Source organism: Frankia casuarinae, assembly GCF_000013345.1.
In the GTDB taxonomy this organism is placed as follows: domain Bacteria; phylum Actinomycetota; class Actinomycetes; order Frankiales; family Frankiaceae; genus Frankia; species Frankia casuarinae.
The window spans coordinates 3,335,504-3,351,839 of the sequence record NC_007777.1 but is presented as its reverse complement, the minus strand read 5'-3'; the positions used below and the strand labels follow the sequence as shown (position 1 = coordinate 3,351,839).

The window sequence follows — 16,336 nt, the reverse complement described above, 5'->3', positions numbered from 1 at the left end:
CGGATCCGGATCTGGTCTGGCCTGGCCTGGTCTGGCCTGGGTTATCCGGCTCGGACGGTCTGCCCGCATCGCCTGCCCGCATCGCCCGGAGGTGTCCGCCCGGGACAGGTCGGGACGGGGTTGGCAGGTTGTTACGCCGGTTTCGCGCCTATGAAGCCATTGTTTCCGTCCGCAGGTTGCGGGTTATCCCGTCGACGGGGTCGTGGTGGGTGGTTTGGGTCGGTACTCTCGGGGTGGAGAAACCTAGGATGATCGGGGGTGTCCGTGCTCCTCTGGTCCAGGTAAGTATGAAGCGAAGTCACCGAGACTGATGTAGCGCCGATCGAGACGTGAGGGCCGGGTAACGGTGGGTGCACCAATACTGGTGGATAATGCCGATCTGGCGGTCAAGACCCTGGGGGTCTGCCGGATTGACTCCCCGCTCCTGCCGCTGCTGGGGGAGCGGCCGACGACGCAGCATTACATCGATGAGTCGGACAAGGTCCTCTACGACGACACCGCCCTGATGATCTCCTCGCGTGGTGTCGCGCTCGATGACCTGCCCGGATTCGAGCCGGCCGGGCCGCGCCGGAAGATCTACTTCGACCCGTCGAAGACCCGGGTGGGCATCGTCACCTGCGGTGGGCTCTGTCCCGGGTTGAACAACGTGATCCGCGGTCTGGTGCTGGAGCTGACCTCGCACTACCGGGTTCGGCGGATCTTCGGATTCCGCAACGGGTACCAGGGCTTCATCGCCCGCTACGGCCACGACGTCGTCGATCTCACCCCGGAGAGCGTCGCCAACATCGACGAGGACGGCGGGACGATCCTCGGCAGTTCCCGCGGCCAGCAGGATCCCGCCGAGATCGTCGACTGCCTCTCCCGGATGAACATCAACATCCTGTTCGTCATCGGCGGTGACGGCACCCTGCGCGGGGCCGGGCAGATCGCCCGGGAGGCCGAGACGCGCGGGGAGAAGATCGCCGTGGTCGGCATCCCGAAGACGATCGACAATGACATCCCCTACATCGACCAGAGCTTCGGCTTCCAGACGGCCTTCGGCAAGGCCGCGGAGTCCATCCGGGTCGCGCACGCCGAGGCGACGTCCGCGCCCGGCGGGCTCGGCGTGGTCCGGCTCATGGGCCGCCACTCGGGATTCATCGCCTGCTACGCGACGCTGGCGAAGAGTAACGCGGACGTGGTGCTCATCCCGGAGTTGCCGTTCAAGCTGGAGGGCGACGGCGGTCTGCTGAACTACGTGCGTCGCCGGGTGGCCGAGCGCGGCCACGCCGTCGTCGTCGTCGCCGAGGGTGCCGGCCAGGAGCTTGTCGTCGGCCAGCCGGAGAGCACCGACGCGTCCGGGAACCGCAAGCTGCACGACATCGGCCCGGAGCTCTCCCGCCGGATCAAGGAGTACTTCGACGCCGAGGGCATCGAGCTCAACCTGAAGTACATCGATCCCAGCTACGTGATCCGCAGCGTGCCGGCGAACCCGTACGACAGCGTCTACACGATCCGGCTCGCCCACGCGGCCGTGCACGCCGCGATGTCCGGCCGCACGGAGATGGTCGTCGGCCGCTGGCGGCGGCGGTTCATCCACATCCCGATCCCGCTCGCGATCAGCCAGCGCAACCAGGTCGACCCGGCCGGCGATCTGTGGATGTCCGTCCTCGAAGCGACCGGCCAGCCCCCCCGCTTCGAATAGCCGAGTAGCCAGCCCCCTCTCTTGCCTTTCCAGAGGGATAAAAGGGACGTCGAAGCCTCTGGATAGGCAAGATTCCCGGTGTGGCCGTGCGTGTCCACAAGGACGAATCGGGCTCGGGGCCTCTGGACAGACACCCACCGGAACAGCCCACGGTGTGCCGCGATCAGGTCGGGCCGGGTCAGGCCGGGTCGGGCCGGGTCAGGCGGCGGATCCACCAGAAGCAGAAGCCGGTCCGTCATGCCGGACGACGGGCGCCGATCACCGTAGGGTACGACGACAGACGCACCCGGCCCGCCGCGCCCGACCTGGATGTGCTGGCCGGACACTGTTCGGACCTGGTGGGTAGGAGGGCAGGGAGTACGTGGAGGTCTTCGAGACTCATCGGAGCCTGATCGAGGACTATGCGGCCTTCACCGACTCCCTCGTCGAGGTTCGCGACGAGAAGATCAAAGATTATCTCGAGCGGGAGCGGGCGGCGAAGGTCCGCTGGCCTGACCCGTGGATCTCGCTCAACCCTGCGTTCGCCTCCGGCGGCACGGTCGACGAACTGGTCGGCACAGGTCTGCTGCACCCCGACTGCGGCAGATTCTTCCGGGTCAAGAGGGATTCCGGCGATCCCGGCGGGCGGTCGCTGACGCTGTATCGGCACCAACGGGAAGCCATCGAGGCGGCCCGGGACGGCAGCAGCTATGTGCTCACCACCGGCACGGGATCCGGTAAAAGCCTTTCCTACATCGTGCCGGTCGTGGATTCCGTCCTCCGTGACCCCCGCCCGAACCGCATCTCGGCGATCGTGGTCTACCCCATGAACGCGCTGGCGAACAGCCAGCTCCACGAGTTGAAGAAGTATCTCGAATGGGGAATACCCGTGGATGGCCGGTCGGTCACCTTCGACCGGTACACCGGGCAGGACTTGGCCGAGTCCCGGCAGCGGATCCTGGATCGGCGTCCCGACATCCTGCTGACGAACTACGTGATGCTCGAGTATATCCTCACCCGGCCACCCTCGCAGCCTTCGGCGCGCACAAGGCACGGAGCCACCTCCCGGCGACCAGCACGCCCTCTGGTAGCCGCGTCCCCGGATCTCTGCGTACGATCTCAGCGCCGATCTGACTTCACCCGATACCGACGGGTTCTGTGGGCCGCCGGGATCAGCCGCGAAGCCTCACAGGTCGGTATAGCGATCGACATACAGAGTGGGCTTCTTGTCGCCGAAGATGCGCTTGGTCTCCTCTTCTTCCTTCTCGCGCATCCGCTTCTTGACGGCCTCCCATTTATCTGGGTCGAAGGTTTGGAGTCGGTCCATCCCCTCATCGAACTTCTGTGAACGACGAGCGTCGAACTCCTCGTCGGTTTCCTTGCCTTCCATGCTATGCTCCTTTTTCTCGTGAAACCATCTGTCTGATATTCGGATTGTGCGGGTAGCTGGTCGTCGAAGTGAAAATTATTGGTTTTCGCCTCGATCGGTGTACAGTGATGTCGGCCCCATGGCTTCTGGATTAATGTTTATTTTATTTTGAAATTTATCGTACGATCCTTGGTCGAGAATTGTCAAAATTTCGCCCGCCCTCTTGCGGGCGATCTGTCGGGGTTCAGAGTTGGTGTCATAAAGACGTACTTTATCGGCCTTCTCGGCATAACCTTCGAAGCCCTGGGAGAATCCACGGTGTGCCGCAAGCTGGTGGTCAACGGGAACATAGCGGCCGGACTTTGCGGCGCGGTCCGCGGCGCGCGTGACCGCGAGCTCCGGATCGGCACTCACCCCGAATAGGCGAACCTCGTATCCCTTCGCATGCGCGTCATCGATCAGCTTGGCGGTCTTCTCCGGGTTGCCGAGGGTGCTATCGTAGATGATATTGAGGCGGCGGTCCATGGCCTGTTGAAGGACTCCCTTCGCGAGTGAGCTGCTCTCTTCATGGACCACCTCAGCCGCGCGCGAGTCTCCTGCACCCATGATCTCGTCGAACTCGGGGATCATTTTCTTGATCTCGTCGGGATCAAGATGGACTACGTTCTCGGTGGGTACTTGGCCTTCGTCCTTGAGGTACTCCAGCACGAAGCCCTTGCCGGAGGCTCCGCCGCCGCCCATGAGGTCGAGGGTGGGGCTGCCCTGCTCCGGCGGCTTGGCATCGCCGATCACCTCCTTCACCAGATTCTCCCGGAGGGCGGCGCGTTCGGGGGTGTTGATGGTGTCCGTCGGGGTGAGGAGCGGATGGTCGTCCGGCAGAGTCCGCGGTGCCTCGCGGACGGCCCAGCGCTCCCGACCGGGGGCGGGCGCGTCCGGGGGCTCGGGGCGGTAGCGGCGGGCCGCGTCCTCCAACAGCGCCAGCTTGGCCTCGGTCCGAGCCCGGTCGCTGTTCCCGGGCTCGGTGGGCGGGCGGACCTCGGACGGCCGGTCGCCGGTGGTGTCCGCCGGCGTAGCCGCGCCGCCGCCGGAACGGGCGAGCGCCGCCCTGTCGAGAAGGTCCAGCTTGGCGTCGATGCTGGAGGTGTTCCGGCTGGGAGCATCCCGGCCGGCCGGTCGCTCCTGATGGCGGGGCTCGGGTGAGTCGCCCGGGGAGGCGGCGCGGTCCAGCAGGTCGAGCTTTCTGTCGATCTCGGTGACCCGAGACTGCTCCGGGACCGGCCCACCGCCTGCGTCGGGTCGTTCCGGGGCGGTTTCGAGGCCACGGAACTCGGCCGGAGTCACCGCGGTAACCTGGCCGGAGACCGGCGAACAGCCATGGACGCTCCCGGGGCAGAAGAGAGCCATTCTCGTGACCGGGCCAACGGTATCGTATTCAGAAGCGCCTGGCACTTGTACGGCATCCCGGCGCGGAGAAGCGAGCCGGGCGGGATTGCCGCCTGTAATCACCTCCGGCGATCGGGGGGCGTATTTCTCCGCGGTCCACGTGAGCCGGCGCCGCGCGAAACAGATCGGTTCGCGCGCCTTCATGCTCGCGGTGAGGACGCTCCTGCCGGCCTGTGTGCCTGCTCACGGCAGCATCGATCTTCGGTTGCCGGCAGGCCTGCCGGGGGCGACGGGCGTTCGGTGCGTGAGGCGTGTGGACGGCGACAGCGGGAAACGGACGGCTCGATACCTCTCCGGACGGCCTGGCTGGCTCACCAGAATGATCACTCTGGGTAGTGGAAGTTTCGTTCGCTATGAGTGCTTCGTCGTTGTCTGATGACCTGATGAATAATTGCTCCCGATCAGATCCTGCGGGTGGATCGTCTCGGGGGCGGGTGCATGGCGGATCAGCTAGAGATCATCGGCGGGCTGCTGTACCGGGTTATGCGGATCTTGGCGGAGGTCGGCGAGGCGTCTCCGGACGAGCTGTGGATGCGGATGCGTGCGTCCGATGCTGGCGCCGATCCCGGATGGCGGCGCGGATCAGGTGACGACCCGCGGAGCGCCGTCGCAAGGAAACTCGTCCTGCGGGGCGCTGTCTACCTGGCCAGGGCCGGTCATCTGAGTGAGAGCAACCGCCGGTGGCAGGCTACCGGAATCGGCCGGGATGCGTTGCGGGCGTCCCCGGACGAGGCCGCGTGGTGGCGTGATGTCACGGAGCACAACACTTACTGGCGGGAACACCGGAGCAGCCTTGGCCTGGTGGACGACGTCCTCGCGGTGCTGCCCGAACAGACCTGGGTCAGCGTCACGGATCTCTCGACGGTGGCCGATCTGACGGTCGATGGCCTCGTCCGCCATCTGTGCGGCTTCCGCCCCGAGGGCTGGTCGCGCGTACTCGACCCGGCGGGCCGGCCGCCGCGCGAGGCCCTCTTCACCGAGGACGAGTATCGCGACTGGCTGGACTGGTTCGAGGTCGAGGTCGGCGACCTGACGGCGGGGCGGGCTGCCGGCGAGCTGCGGCTGCCGCTCGACGACCTCCGCATGCTCGTCGAGTCCATCGCGCCGGAGCGGATCCCTCGCCGGGCCTGGCTGGTGCGCGGCGCGGACCGGCGTGGCCGTTCGCTGGCGCGGGATCTCTGGCTGGCCGACGAGGTCTGTTCCCTGCCCGGTGACCGGCTGGAGGTGCGGCCCGGGGTCGACCGGGAGCAGGTGCGCCGGGCGGTCGACCGCGAACACGCCTCGCTCACCTCGGCCCGGCGCGGCCGGCTCACCAGCGAGTACCACGCCTTCCTGAGCCGGATGCGGGAGAACGACCTCGTCGTCGTGAACGACCGTGACGAGTACTACGTCGGGGAGATCCTCGGACCGCCGGTGTTCGTCGCGAGCGTCGGGGGCGTCGCGGACCTGCAACGGCCGGTCCACTGGCGCAACGCCGACGAGCCGGTGAACTACCTCGATCTACCCGATCGGGTGGCGGCCCTGCTCGGCAACGCGGAAGCGCGCATCGTCGATCTTTCCGATTTCGTCGCCGACCTCGACGCCCTGGTGCCCGCGCCCGCGCCGGTGGCATCGATCGCGACGACGGGGGCCGCCCCCCAGAGCGCCGACGCCGACCTGGCCGGCCAGGCCCTCGCCGGCCAGGCCCTCGGCGGGGACGATCTGCGCGAGGTCACGGACGAGTTCGCGGACGGCCTCTTTTACAGCCGGGACTGGTTGCGCAGGTGCGTCGAGCTTCTGCGGGACCGGCCGCAGCTCATCTTCTACGGCCCGCCCGGCACCGGCAAGACGTACCTCGCCCGGCGCTTGGCCTGGCATCTCGCCGACGATCGGCGCGAGAACGTCACCCTCGTCCAGTTCCATCCGTCCTATATGTACGAGGACTTCTTCCAGGGTTTCCGTCCGGTGCAGGTGAAGGGCGGCGACGGTGACGCGGCCACCACCAACCGGATGTCCTTCGAGCTCGTGGACGGTCCGCTGCGCCGGCTCGCCACCGCCGCCGAGCTCAATCCCCGCCAGGCGTTCTTCCTGATCATCGATGAGATCAACCGGGGTGACCTGGCCAGGATTTTCGGTGAGCTGTACTTTCTGCTGGAATACCGCGGGGAGGCCGTCACCACCCAGTACGCCTCCGCGGACACGCGCGACTTCCAACTACCGAAGAACCTGTTCATCATCGGCACGATGAACAGCGCGGACCGTTCGATCGCCGCCTTCGACCAGGCGCTGCGCCGGCGGTTCACCTTCGTCGGGCTCCATCCGGACGTCGAACCGACCGCGTCCGTGCTGCGCCGCTGGCTTGCGGCAGGCGACCTGCCCGACGAGGCGGCCCGCCTGCTCGGCGAGCTGAACCGCCGCATCGACGACCCGGACGCCCGCATCGGCCCGTCCTATCTGATGCGCGACCGCGTCCACCAGAGTGCCGACGGCCTCGACCGGGTGTGGGAACATCAGATCCTGCCGCTGCTGGCCGAACACCACGTCGGCGAGACCATCGATCTCGCGGCCCGGTACGGCCTACCGGCGCTGCGGCAGTCCCTCGGCCTGGCCGCGGTGGTTCCGGCCGCGGTGGTTCCGGCCGCCGGAGTCCCCGCGAACACCATCCCCGGCCCCGCGGCAGGCTGATGCCATGCTTGCGCCGGTGGAGCTGACCGAGGGCGCCGGGTGGCAGCGGCGGAAGCTGAGCCCGGGCCAGGCCGATGCGCTCGATGCCAGCGAGGTGGCGCAGGTGCGGCAACGGCGTGCCGACGGTACCTGCGAGGTCAAGGACAACGCCCTGGTCGGCACCGTGCGCCTCGGGTCGGGCGAGGATACGTTCGAGGTTCGCATCCGACCCAAGGTCACCATCCGCCGTCTGCTGTTTCTGCTTGGCTACGCGCAGGATCGCGGCAGGTGGTTCGAGGACGAGGTCCAGGCGGCGGAGGAACCGGATCTTCTGCCCGCGGTCGCCGCGGCGTTCGCCCGAACCGCCTCGCGGGCGCTCGCGCACGGGGTGCCGCGAGGCTATCGGCAGGTGGATGCGGCGCTTCCCGTCCTTCGCGGCCGGCTGCGCGAGTCCGCGCAGCTCCGGCAACGGTCCGGGGTGATGTTCCCCCTCGAGGTGCGCTATGACGAGCGCACCGTCGACACCGCCGAGAACCGGTTGCTGCTCGCCGCCACCCGCTCGCTGCTCGCCCTGGCCGGGGTGGCACCGGCCACCGCCCAGGAGCTGCGCCGTATCGCCGCCGCCCTGGACGGTGTGGCCGAGCCGGCGCACGGCCCCGTCAAGCCGCCGGACTGGGTGCCAACCCGGGTGAACGCGCCTTACCATGCGGCGCTCCGGCTCGCCGAGACGGTCTTGCGCTCGTCTTCCTTCGAACGGGAAGACGGGGAGACGCTCCGGGTGGACGGCTTCGTGGTGAAGATGTGGGAGGTCTTCGAGGACTTCGTGACCCACGCCGTCGACGAGGTCCTCACCCACCGCGGCGGTGAGGTCCGCCTGCAGGACCGCACCCACCACCTCGACGAGGACCGGACGCTGGAGATGTGCCCCGATCTCGTGCTGTACCGGCCGGAGGGCCCGGGCGGGCGGATGATCCCGGCGGTTGTCCTCGACGCGAAGTACCGGCTCGCGATCCGACAGGGCGCGCGCGCACACGTGTACCACCAGATGATCGCCTACTGTGCCCGGCTCGGCGCCCGGCAGGGATGGCTCGTCTACGCCGGCTCGGAGCGGGCCGACGGCCAGCCCGGCGGTCGTGGCGACGTCATCCGGAGCCGGATCGGGGGTCCCACGCCCATCGGGCTCGTGACGTACGTGCTCGACCTGAGGCTCCCCCTGGCCGAGTTGCGGGCCAGGATCGAGCGGATCGCCGACGATATGGTCACCCCGTCCGTCTGACGGAGCTCTCCGATCTCGCGGCCCACTTTCGCGGCCCACCTTGGATCGCCGTCACCCGGCCGGCCGGCTTCCTTTGGATAGGCAAGAGGCAAGAGGCGAGGAGCTGCCGCCGGGAAACGGGGCCGCGCGGTCAGCGTAGGCCGGAGCGGTCAGCGCGGTCAGCGCAGGCCGGAGCGCACGAACGCGTCGACGACCTGGCGCTGCAGGACCAGGTAGAGGGCGAAGACGGGCAGGCAGGCAAGGCCGGACCCGGCCATCACGGCGCCCCAGTTGTCGCCCTCGAGGGTCAGGAAACCGCGGATGCCCAGCTGGATGACGGAGTTCGCCCGCTGCAGCGCCAGCGCCGGCCAAAAATATTCGTTCCAGGCGGTGATGAACAGCAGGATCGACAGCGACGCCAGCGCCGGGCGCAGGTTCGGCACGACGACCGTCCACAATGTGGACCATGAACCCCGCCCGTCGATGCGGGCCGCGTCGAGCAGCTCCCGGGGGAAGGCCTGCATGTGCTGGCGGAGCATGAGCACCGCGAGCGCCGAGCACAGGTTCGGCACGATGACGCCGGCCAGCGTGTTCAGCAGGCCCAGGTTCGACAGCACCAGGTAGTTCGAGATCATCGTCACCTGGAACGGGATGAGCCAGGTGGCCACGAACGCCAGGTAGAACAGGGTCCTGCCGCGGAACTCCCAGGCGGCGAAGGCGTAGGCGGCGAGCAGGGACATCATGAGCTGGCCGGCGGCGGTGACGGCGGCGATCGTGAAGGTGTTGGCGAGCAGCACGCCGATGTCGAGACTGTCGAAGACGTAGCGGTAGTTCGCGAGGCTCAGCGGCCAGGGCAGGAGCGACTGGTCGAAGATGTCGTCCGGCCGGCGGAAGGAGGTGGCGAACATCCAGTACACCGGAAACAGGCTGATCAGGCTCAGTAGGGCCAGCATCAGATGGCTGGCCGCGGCCCGCCAGTGGGGTATCCGCGGTATCCGCATGCTGCTCATCGTGTGCGCATCCTTGGATCGGGGGACCGGGGTGTGTCGAGAAATCCGGTCGCCGAGGGTCCGGGTCAGTTGTCAGCGAAGCTGTACCGGTCGGCCAGTTTGACCAGCACTGCCGCCACCACCGCGAAGACGAGGAAGAACGCGATGCCCGCCGCGGAGGCCAGACCGGAGTCCAGGCTGCGGAAACCGAACTCCCAGAGCAGGTAATAGATGTTGGTCGAGGAGTCGGCGGGGCCGCCCTGGGTGAGCACGTCGAGCAGTGGGAATGTCCACTGCCCCGACAGCAGCACGGTTATCAGCAGCATGAACAGCAGGGTCGAGCGCAGCATCGGCAGAGTCACCCACCGGGTGACCTGCCAGCGCGACGCCCCGTCCATCTCGGCGGCCTCGGCGTAATCACTGCTGATGCCGGTGAGTCCGGCGGAGATGACGAGGGTGGCGAAGCCGAGGATCTGCCACGCGCAGATCGCCAGGATGGCGATCAGCGCCGTCCGCTCCTCCCGCAGCCAGCTGTAGTCACCAAGCCCGAGGGCGTGGTTCACCACCCCTTTGGAATCCAGCAACCAGCGCCAGACCGCGGCGGCGGGGACCGGCGCGACCAGCATCGGCAGAAAGACCAGCGCCCGGTAGACGGTGCGCGACCGACCGCCCAGGTCCCGGATGGCCAGCGCGATGGCGGTGGGCAGAACGATGGCGAACGGAACCAGGCCGAGGATGTACCACAGCGTGTTCTTCGCGGCGCCCCGGAGCTGCGGAAGGGTGAAGATCTGCCGGTAGTTGTCCAGACCGACGTAGGTCCGTGGCGAGTTCGGCAGCAGGTTCCAGTGGTAGAAGGACAGCTGGACGGCCTCGATGATCGGTTTGTAGGTCCATAGCACCAGGCTGGCCACTCCGGGCAGCAGGTACAGGTAGGGCGGGGTGGCGGCGAGCATCCGCCGGGCCAGCGACGGCCGGGCGGCCCGCACCGGCACGCGCGACGCGGCACCGGCGGAAACTGCGGCACCGGCGGGGACTGTGGCGCCGGCTGCCCCCGGGATGGCGATTTCGACGAACACGGTTCGGAAGCATCCTTTCCGGAGGCGCGGGAAGTCCGGAGGCGTGGGAAGGGCCGACGCACCGGACGGGGTCGGTGCCGGACGGGGTCAGTGCCGGACGGGGTCAGTGATAATCCGCCGCGAGCTGGACGACCTCGTCGAGGGTCATGTCGTAGACCACTTCGGAGGTGGCGATCGGTACCGCGGTGGCGACGGCCCCCTCGGGGTAGACGTCGATCCGGGTGTACTCGCCCCCCACCAGGCCGGTTATCCGGTCGGCCGGGCCGAGGGTGCGTATCCGGTAGGCGGTGGCACCCGCCACCCAGACCGGAACGCCGCTGAGCACGCCCGCGGACGCGTGGTGGGCGTGACCGGCCAGCACGATCTTCACGTCGCTGCCGGCGAGCACGTCGGCGAGGTTCTGCGGCTCGGCGAGCAGGAGCGAGTTCACCATCGCGAGCGGGGACGGCACGGGTGGGTGATGCAGGGCGAGGATGGTCCCGTCAGGGGCCGCGGTGGCCAGCTCGTCGGCGAGCCAGCGCAGCTGGGCGGTGCTCAGAAAGCCGCTGTGCTCGCCCGGTTCGGTGGTGTCGAGCATGATGATCCGCAGGTCACCGACCCAGTGCACGTAGTCGTGAGCCTCCGCCGTGGGTTCCGCGCCGAGCAGTCCCTCCCGGAACGGGCCACGCGAGTCGTGGTTGCCGACGCCGTAGAGCACGGGCGTGCCCAGGCGCGCCGCCGCCGGTTCGACCAGGTCACGCAACCGCTGGTAGGCCAGCAGATCACCGCGGTCGGCGAGGTCGCCGGTGAGCAGCAGGGCGCCGATCTTCAGCGTGGACGCCTCGATCTGGTCGAGCACGGTGCGCAGCGCGGCGTACGTGTCGACCTTGCCGTGCATCAGCTCACCCTCGCGGACGATGTGGGTGTCACTGATCTGGATCAGGATGTGGGTGGGCGTGTGCGCGGTCGGGTCCAGGAGTATTGGCATGGACATCCTTCCGGAGCGGGGTTCAGGGCGGGCGGGGTGGCGCATGGGGTGAGCCGCAGGCCCGAGGGGTGGGGACTTCGGGCCTGCGGCTCACCGGCTGGGGTTCAGCCCGCGGTCGGCGGACCGCAGTCCGGCCCGGCGTCGGAGGCCTCCGCCGGCACGAGCAGGGCCTCGACGAGGCGGTCCAGCGCGTGCGCCGTCGCCCCGTGCGCGAGCAGGTAGGTGCGGGTGTCCCCGTGCCGGGCGTGGATACGGTCCAGTGCGTGCAGGATGAGGTCGGGCGGGCTCGCCATCAGCGAGGCCGGCAGCTCCTCGCCGTCGGTGGACATCAGAGCGGAGATGCGCTGGACGGCCGCCGCGGCCTCGTCCCGCAGGAAGTACGAGGTCAGCGCGAAGTCCTGCGCGATCACCTCGGCTGGCACCCCGGCGAGGTCCAGCGCCAGAGCGATGACCAGACCGGTGCGGTCCTTGCCTGCGCTGCAGTGCACGATCGCGGGCAGTGCCCCCGGTGTGGCGAGCGCGAGCATGGCCGCGGTGAGGCGGTCCCCTCGATGATCGACGACGTGGTCGTAGAGGCTGCGCAGATCGCCGGCCGTCTGGTGCCGGTCGACCGGCAGGGTGTAGACGGGCACCCGCCGATGCGTCGCGGCGAGCCGGCCGAGCTGGTCCGGATCGTGCGCCACCTCGGTGTCCTCGCGCAGGTCGATGACCGTGCGCAGCCCGATCTGCGCGAGGATGGCCTGCCCACGGCCGTCGAGCCCGCGTAGCGTGCCCGAGCGCAGCAGCGTGCGCCAGCGCAGGGAGCGTCCGTGCACAGTCGGGTAGCCGCCGACGTCGCGCAGGTTGATCGTGCCCGGCAGCGACAGGACGCGCCGCGCCTGCGGCGCCCCGCCGTCGCCCGGGGCGCTCCCGGTGCTCGCTGCGGTGGCCGTGCTCCCGGTGCTTACGACGGGCACGGCGGTCACTTCCGGGGCAGGAAGCTGGTGGCCTGCTTCTGTGCGGCGGCCAGGGTGGATGCGGGATCCTTGCCGGTGAAGACGGCGCTTTCGACCGCGGTCATCATCGTGTCCGAGATCTGGAGGTAGTTGTCACCCGGGAAGGACTCCCACGGCTCGATCCGGGCGAGCTGGTCGAGGTTCGGCTTGATGAGCGGGTTCGCCTTCGCCCAGGCCTGCAGGCTCTTCGGGTCGTCGATCAGGCCGGTCCGCAGCGGCAGGTAGCCGATCTTCGAGGAGATCTCGGTGTAGGCGTGGTCGCCGGTGAGAAACTTGATCAGTTCCCAGGCGGCGCGCTGCTTGGCCGGGTCCTTACTGAAGATCGCCAGTGCCGCTCCCGAGTTGGTGGGGATGACCGGCTTCGAGCCGAACGAGGGTTCCTGGGTGGCGTCGAGCTGCCAGTTGTTCGCCTTGGCGCCGGCCATGAACATCCCTTGCAGGGAGCTGCTTTCGAGCAGCATCCCGGCCTGACCGCTGCTGAACGCCTTGACCTGCTGCTTCTGGTCAAGGTTCGGCATCACGCCGCTGTGTACCAGGTCGGCGGCCATCGATACCGCCTCGACGCCCGGCGGATCGGCGAAGGACAGCTTGGTACCGTCGGTGGAGATCACTCGGCCGCCGGCCGAACGTACCAGGCTCTGGAAACACCAGTCCCCGACCTTCGTCAGACAGTCGATGAGGACCCCGTCCTTGCCGGTCTTCGCCTTGATGGCAAGCGCCGCGGTCTTTACCTCCGCCCAGGTCTTCGGCGGCTTGGCCGGGTCGAGGCCGGCCTGGGTGAACAGGGTCTTGTTCAGCCAGAGAACCGGGGTGGAGAAGACGTACGGGACGGCGTAGGTCTTGCCGTCAACGTCGCCGAGGGTGCGGGCTTTCGGGGCGAACGGGTGTTCGCCGCCGAAGTTCGCCTGAACGGCCTCCCGCCCGACCAACGTGTCGAGCGGCTGGGCGCCGAGGCTGCCGGCGGCGAAGCGCAGCGCGTTGAAGGTGATCTGGGCGACGTCCGGGGGGCTGCCTGCCAGCACCTGGTTCTTGATGCTGGTGACGTAGTCGCCGCTGTTCGCGCTACCGGCCAGGTTCTGCGGCGGCTGGCCCTTGACGGTGATGTTGGGATGCGCGGCCTGGAAGTCGCGCAGCAGCCCCTCGATCACCGGCTTCCACGTCCCGACGTTCGCGAGGTTGTAACTTTCGAAGACGATCGAGACCTTCTGGTCCGGGGAGAGTTCGGGGATCGTGCTGGCGTTCGCGGCCGTACTCGTGGGTGTGGACGAGGACGTCGCACACGCGGAGGCGAGCGCCGCAAGCAACGCGAGGCCAGCCGCGGCACGCAGCAGGCGTGGTCGAGCCACGGGGATGCTCCTTGGGATCAACGGGACGTTGGGATCAACGGGATCAACGGGATGGCGGACGGACCGGATCGCGATGATCTGGTCCGGTTGGTCTGGTCGCAGCTCAGACCGCGGCGGGCGCGGGCGAAGCGGGGGATGGGGACGCGGCGAGCGCGCCGGGCACGGGGATGGTCAGGGATTCCCGGGGATCCGGTGGCCGCCAGGCGAGACGACGTCCGCTCGCCCGAGCGAACAGGTGCACCCGTGAGACGTCGACAGTGAGTCGGGCCCGGTCACCGGCGGCCAGTCCGATCGGGCGGGGGCCACGCAGCGCGACGGCCTGACCGTGGACGTCGCACCAGGCCACCTCCTCGCTGCCGAGGTTCTCGACCGTGGTCACGACACCTTCGATCTGCGCGGTCGACCCGGGTGATGCCGTCAAGCCGGGTGATGCCGTCGATGCCTCGGCCGGGTGGGGCGGCTCGGCCGGGCGGGGCGACTCGGCCGAGCCGGGCAACAGCGTCAGGTTCTCGGGTCGCAGACCGACGATGACGTCGCGGGGTTCGTCGAAGCCCGGCCACAGCGGGATGCGCAGCCCGTCCGCGCGGACCGCCAGCAGGTCGCCGTCGGCCTCCACCCGGGCCTCGATCAGGTTCATCGGCGGTGCGCCGAGGAAGCCGGCGACGAACACCGAGGCCGGCGTGTCGTAGACCTCGGTCGGGCTGCCCACCTGTTCCACGCGGCCGCCGTTGAGCAGGACCACGCGGGTTGCCATCGACATGGCCTCCACCTGGTCGTGGGTGACGTAGATGAAGGTCCGGCCCAGCCGGCGGTGCAGTCCGGCGAGCTCGGTGCGGGTCGCGGTGCGCAGTTTCGCGTCGAGGTTCGAGAGGGGTTCGTCCATGAGGAACGCCTGGGGGTCACGGACCAGCGCACGGCCGAGCGCCACCCGTTGGCGCTGCCCGCCGGACAGCTCACGGGGGCGCCGGTGGAGCAGCCCGCCGAGTTCGAGCTGGTCGGCGACCTCGCGGACGCGCCGGGCGATCTCCGCCTTGGGGCGGCGCGCGGCCCGCAGCGGAAACCCGATGTTGCGTTCGACCGTCAGGTGCGGGTACAGCGCGTAGCTCTGGAAGACCATGGCGAGGTCGCGCCGTCGGGCGGGGACATGGGTGATGTCGCGATCGCCGAGCATGATGCGTCCCTCGCTCGGCTCCAGCAGGCCGGCGATCATGCGCAGCAGCGTGGTCTTCCCGCAGCCGCTCGGTCCCAGCAGAACGAGGAAGTCGCCGTCCGCCACGTCGAGGGAGACGTCGTCCACCGCACGGACGTTTCCGAAGCGCCTCGTGAGGCCCTCGATCCGGATTTCTGCCACCCAGCACCCCGTGTACGTCTGCTCCAGGAGCGCGCCTGCCTCCCGGTTCCTCGTTACAGAGGCAGTCTCGGGTACCGAGATGAATGGTCCATGACGGTCGGGAAACGGGGGACAGTCACTTACCGCAACGAATCTCCGGCCAAGCGCCTTGCCGGTGGGACGCTTTCGTAGCTGTCCGCGCGTCCCCTGACCCGACCGGTCATCGGTCAGAACTCGTAGGGATCGGCGGCCCCGAGGCCGGGATCCGCCGCGGGCCGCCGCGGGCCGTCCTCCGCCCGCACGGAGTGGCCCTGGACGTCCCGCATGATGGTTCCGGCCAGCAGCGGGTTGTCCGTGCGGCGCAGGCCGACCGCGAGTTGCAGGGCGTTGAGCAGCAGCAGGGAGGCCAGCCGGCTTGCGATCATGTCCGAGCTGATGGGCCAGTCGGGCGCCCCCACCACGAGGCTGATGTCGGCGATCTCGGCCAGGGGACCGGCCGTGTAGCTGGTGATGCCGATGACGGCGGCGCCCGCGGTCCGGGCCGCCTCCGCGGCCCGCAGACTCGGCTCGTTCGCTCCGCTGCTCGTGATAACCAGGCAGACGTCCGAGGGCGCGAGCAGGCGGGCGGTGAGTTCCTGGGCGATCGAGTCGCCCGGCGCCTCGGCCGGCCGGCCCATACCCAGGAAGCGCAACGCCGCGTCCTGGGCGACCGGAGCCGATCCGCCGTTGCCGATGACGAGCAGCCGGTCGGCCCGGTCCAGCAGGTCCACGGCGGGCGCGAGACGGGACCGGTCCAGCGGGCCGAGCGCGTCGGCGAGCACCGCGGTCGCCGCGCCGAAGACGGTGTCCACCAGGCGCTCGACCGGGTCGGCGGCGTCCGTTCGGCCGATCTCACCGCGCAGCGCCGCGGCCCCGCTCTCCCGGGCGAGCTCGACGCGGAAATGCTGGAATCCGCGGAAGCCGAGATGTTGGCAGGCGCGCACCACCGTGGCCGTCGATGTTCCCGCGGCCTCCGCGAGCTGCGCAGCGGACCATTCGACCACGTCCCCCGGACGGGCCAGACACACTTCGGCCACCCGCTGCTCGCTCGGGAGCAGGCCTGGCAGGGCCGCGCGGATGGTGGCGAACAGCCCGCCCGGGCGGGCACCCGGCGGACCGGCGGAGGGGGTCACCATGCAGCGGTTCATACACGCTCAAGGTGACGGGCCGGGGTGCCGTGCCGTCAACGTGCCGCGCCGTGCCGTCAGAGTGCCGCGCGGT

The 16,336-nt window shown here is 69.0% G+C and carries 12 protein-coding genes; 4 read left to right on the top strand and 8 right to left on the bottom strand.

All coding sequences use genetic code 11. The features are described from left to right. The first annotated feature begins 346 nt into the window (after positions 1-346). Both FRANCCI3_RS14290 and FRANCCI3_RS14285 read left to right on the top strand, forming a co-directional pair. Positions 347-1,684: an ATP-dependent 6-phosphofructokinase gene (locus FRANCCI3_RS14290; RefSeq protein ID WP_011437230.1), complete on the top strand. Its 1,338-nt coding sequence runs from the start codon at positions 347-349 to the stop codon at positions 1,682-1,684. Between the two features lie 361 nt (positions 1,685-2,045). Beyond that, positions 2,046-3,011, top strand: coding sequence for a DEAD/DEAH box helicase (locus FRANCCI3_RS14285; RefSeq protein WP_011437229.1), 966 nt, complete (start codon positions 2,046-2,048; stop codon positions 3,009-3,011). A 117-nt stretch (positions 3,012-3,128) separates the two neighbouring features. Here FRANCCI3_RS14285 and FRANCCI3_RS14280 read toward each other — a convergent pair whose 3' ends face one another. Then, the gene (locus FRANCCI3_RS14280) at positions 3,129-4,373 is read right to left on the bottom strand and encodes a zeta toxin family protein (RefSeq protein WP_035958515.1); all 1,245 of its coding nucleotides are present in this window, start codon (positions 4,371-4,373) and stop codon (positions 3,129-3,131) included. A 540-nt stretch (positions 4,374-4,913) separates the two neighbouring features. On the opposite strand from FRANCCI3_RS14280, the gene FRANCCI3_RS14275 reads away from it, so the two are divergent. Next, positions 4,914-7,139: an McrB family protein gene (locus FRANCCI3_RS14275; RefSeq protein WP_011437227.1), complete on the top strand. Its 2,226-nt coding sequence runs from the start codon at positions 4,914-4,916 to the stop codon at positions 7,137-7,139. A gap of 4 nt (positions 7,140-7,143) precedes the next feature. Next, a complete protein-coding gene (locus FRANCCI3_RS14270; protein WP_011437226.1) occupies positions 7,144-8,394 on the top strand; it encodes an McrC family protein in 1,251 nt (416 codons plus the stop codon). Between the two features lie 158 nt (positions 8,395-8,552). On the opposite strand, the gene FRANCCI3_RS14265 is transcribed toward FRANCCI3_RS14270, so the two are convergent. The 7 genes from FRANCCI3_RS14265 to FRANCCI3_RS14235 form a co-directional block, all read right to left on the bottom strand. Continuing rightward, positions 8,553-9,383, bottom strand: a complete 831-nt coding sequence (locus tag FRANCCI3_RS14265; RefSeq protein WP_011437225.1) for a carbohydrate ABC transporter permease — start codon at positions 9,381-9,383, stop codon at positions 8,553-8,555. 65 nt (positions 9,384-9,448) lie between these two features. Beyond that, positions 9,449-10,438, bottom strand: coding sequence for a carbohydrate ABC transporter permease (locus tag FRANCCI3_RS14260; protein ID WP_011437224.1), 990 nt, complete (start codon positions 10,436-10,438; stop codon positions 9,449-9,451). A gap of 103 nt (positions 10,439-10,541) precedes the next feature. After that, entirely contained in the window at positions 10,542-11,405 is an 864-nt protein-coding gene (locus tag FRANCCI3_RS14255; protein WP_011437223.1) for a metallophosphoesterase, read from the bottom strand. A gap of 104 nt (positions 11,406-11,509) precedes the next feature. Then, positions 11,510-12,361 (bottom strand): tyrosine-protein phosphatase, encoded by an 852-nt coding sequence (locus tag FRANCCI3_RS14250; RefSeq protein WP_011437222.1) that lies wholly within the window; start codon positions 12,359-12,361, stop codon positions 11,510-11,512. A 5-nt stretch (positions 12,362-12,366) separates the two neighbouring features. Beyond that, the gene (locus FRANCCI3_RS14245) at positions 12,367-13,746 is read right to left on the bottom strand and encodes an ABC transporter substrate-binding protein (protein ID WP_011437221.1); all 1,380 of its coding nucleotides are present in this window, start codon (positions 13,744-13,746) and stop codon (positions 12,367-12,369) included. 103 nt (positions 13,747-13,849) lie between these two features. Beyond that, positions 13,850-15,097 carry an ABC transporter ATP-binding protein gene (locus tag FRANCCI3_RS14240; RefSeq protein WP_011437220.1) on the bottom strand — a complete coding sequence of 416 codons (1,248 nt, stop codon included), beginning with the start codon at positions 15,095-15,097 and terminating at the stop codon, positions 13,850-13,852. Between the two features lie 206 nt (positions 15,098-15,303). Then, a complete protein-coding gene (locus FRANCCI3_RS14235; RefSeq protein ID WP_108913751.1) occupies positions 15,304-16,251 on the bottom strand; it encodes a MurR/RpiR family transcriptional regulator in 948 nt (315 codons plus the stop codon). Between the last annotated feature and the right edge of the window lie 85 nt (positions 16,252-16,336).

Excerpts from the sequence above, each read along its gene's own strand:
- FRANCCI3_RS14255 (WP_011437223.1), bottom strand. The coding sequence starts at position 11,405 with ATGCCAATACTCCTGGACCCGACCGCGCACACGCCCACCCACATCCTG.
- FRANCCI3_RS14270 (WP_011437226.1), top strand. The coding sequence starts at position 7,144 with ATGCTTGCGCCGGTGGAGCTGACCGAGGGCGCCGGGTGGCAGCGGCGG.
- FRANCCI3_RS14275 (WP_011437227.1), top strand. The coding sequence starts at position 4,914 with ATGGCGGATCAGCTAGAGATCATCGGCGGGCTGCTGTACCGGGTTATG.
- FRANCCI3_RS14235 (WP_108913751.1), bottom strand. The coding sequence starts at position 16,251 with ATGGTGACCCCCTCCGCCGGTCCGCCGGGTGCCCGCCCGGGCGGGCTG.
- FRANCCI3_RS14265 (WP_011437225.1), bottom strand. The coding sequence starts at position 9,383 with ATGAGCAGCATGCGGATACCGCGGATACCCCACTGGCGGGCCGCGGCC.